Here is a 2,322-nt window from a genome sequence, read left to right as displayed (position 1 = left end):
TGCTCGTCGTAAATGGCGTAGCTTGCGTTCACCTCGGCGGAGCGGTGGCGAGCCAGCAACGCCGCGAGTGCTTCATCCACGAGCGCAGCGTCCGTCGCCCCTGATCGCAGGGATCGCACGTTCTCGAGAAGCGTCGCGTCGACTGTCGTACTCAACCGTATGCGAGTCATGCCATCATCATGCCACAAGCCGTCCGAAGCCTGCCGGGAGCTATCGCGTGCACGCGGCAACCCAGCTGTCGTCCCGCAACGCTCCGATCCGGAAGCTGACCGGAAACGCCGCGAGCTCGCCGCGCTGGCGATCCTCGGGGGAATGCTACAGAATGCGATCATGGACATCACCGACAATGGACCGAAGCCGAACGCGTTCGACATCGAGAGCGCCACGACGGGAAACACCGACTACCGCCGCGTCGCCTGGACGGGCAAGCACCTGCAGGTGACACTCATGTCGATCGAGCCCGGCGGTGCGATCGGCCTCGAGGTGCATCACGGGACCGACCAGTTCCTGCGCATCGACGCAGGGAAGGGCCGCGTGAAGATGGGGCCCTCGAAGGACGATCTCTCGTTCGAGCAGGACGTCCAGGACGGCTGGAGCATTCAGGTGCCCGCCGGCACGTGGCACGACGTCGAGAACGCCGGGGACGAACCACTCCGCCTCTACACGATCTACGCGCCCACGCACCACGCGCAGGGCATCGTGCAGGAGACGCCGGAGGACGCCGAGAAGGACGAGGAGCAGGGCCGCGACGAGCCGCCGTCGTGGGTCGAGGAAGTCGACGACAAGGGGGAAGAAACCGCCTGAGTTCCTGCATCGCGAAGAGACTCACCGAGCCTAGGGCGCACCATCTTGGAACCGGCCTTCCGGCTCCAGGAAGGCAGAACTCGTTGACTCCGGAGTCCGCCGTTCGCAGTACACGTGGCCAAGTCTCCTGCAGCCGAAAAAGAACAGCCGCGTACTGCTTACTATGAGAGGGTGAATCCCTCGGTTTGGCTTGCGCTGCTTGGCGCGGGCACACTTATCAGCTTCAGCCCTGGTGCGGGCGCCGTCAACACCATGAGCAACGCCCTGACCGTCGGATTTCGGCGGTCGATCTGGGGCATCCTCGGCCAGCAGGCCGCGCTCCTGGTGCACATCGGAGTGGCTGCCGCCGGCGTCGGACTCCTGGTCTCGAACTCGCCGGTGGCATTCAACGTGATCCGGTATGCCGGAGCGGCCTACCTCGTGTACCTTGGGGTCCGGAAGTTCGTCCAGAAGCCGTCGTTGGACGAAGAAATCCTTGCCGTGCGGCGAACCGAGGGCCCGCTGTCGCTGTTCCGTCGGGGAGTGTGGGTCAACCTCCTGAATCCCAAGGCGATCGTCTTCTTCCTTGCGCTGATTCCCCAGTTCATCCGCGCGGACCAGCCGCTCGCCGGGCAGTACGCGGTGCTCGCGGCCACCGTCATCACCATCGATCTGCTGGTCATGTGGTTCTTCTATGCCGCGACAGCCCGGTCTTTTCACCGCTTCACGGAGGATTCCCGTGGGCAGACCATCATGAACCGGACTTTCGGCTCGTTGTTCGTGGGCGTGGGAACCCTGCTTGCGCTGGCCTGAACCGCCTCATGATCCTTTCCCGGCATGCCCCGCTCATCGTCGCGATCGACGGCCGTTCCGGCGCGGGCAAAACCACCCTCGCCAGTGAACTTGCCGCGCTGCTCCGCGAACACCACACCGTCAGCATGTTCCACCTCGAAGACATCTACCCGGGGTGGGACGGCCTGCGCAGCGGCATCGACCGCTACGTGCGGCAAGTGCTGACGCCGCTGGCTTCAGGAGAACCTGCGTCCTGGCGGGCGTGGGACTGGGAGAACGGGCGCGACGGCGGGCTGAGGCACACGCCGCCCGCTGACATCGTGCTCGTCGAGGGTGTGGGGGCCGCCGCCCTCGAGGCGCGCGGCCTGCTCGACGCCGTTCTGTGGGTGGAGGCCCCGGGCGCGCTCCGGCGCAGCAGAGCCCTCGCACGCGACGGCGGAACCTATGAGCCGTTCTGGGACCGATGGGCCGCGCAGGAATCCCACTGGCTCGACGCCGACCGTCCCGGCGATTCCGCCGACGTCGTCATCCAGGGGCATTCGGGGCAGGCCACCCCGCACCGCGTACGCCTGGCCCTCACCAGCCTGCCCCAGTGCGAGCGGCTGATGTCCGTCGAGCGGGCTGCGCGGCGCGGGCTGAGCGTACGCGTGGAGCGGATCGACGCCGAGCCGGATCCTGGAGCACTGTTCGCAGCCCTCTACCCGGACTCGAAGGCAGCGGTGTGGCTGGACAGTTCGGATGCCGGCA

General features: G+C 66.5%; 2 protein-coding genes and 1 pseudogene. All 3 read left to right on the top strand.

Annotation, left to right across the window (positions count from 1 at the left end):
* Nucleotides 1-312 precede the first annotated feature (312 nt).
* Nucleotides 313-804, top strand: a complete 492-nt coding sequence (locus Y705_RS0114955; RefSeq protein ID WP_253908648.1) for a cupin domain-containing protein — start codon at nt 313-315, stop codon at nt 802-804.
* 171 nt (nt 805-975) lie between these two features.
* Nucleotides 976-1,596: a LysE family transporter gene (locus Y705_RS0114950; protein WP_026533443.1), complete on the top strand. Its 621-nt coding sequence runs from the start codon at nt 976-978 to the stop codon at nt 1,594-1,596.
* Between the two features lie 8 nt (nt 1,597-1,604).
* A pseudogene (locus tag Y705_RS22485) lies at nt 1,605-2,322 on the top strand (aminodeoxychorismate synthase component I); the annotation flags it as partial.

Origin of the sequence: Arthrobacter sp. H41, assembly GCF_000520535.1 — a bacterium.
In the GTDB taxonomy this organism is placed as follows: domain Bacteria; phylum Actinomycetota; class Actinomycetes; order Actinomycetales; family Micrococcaceae; genus Arthrobacter_D.
Note: the sequence above shows the minus strand (reverse complement) of the source record. Positions and strands in the feature narration are given on the sequence as shown.

Bases quoted from the DNA above. Each gene is read 5' to 3' on its own strand.
- Y705_RS0114955 (WP_253908648.1), top strand. From the start codon at position 313: ATGCTACAGAATGCGATCATGGACATCACCGACAATGGACCGAAGCCG.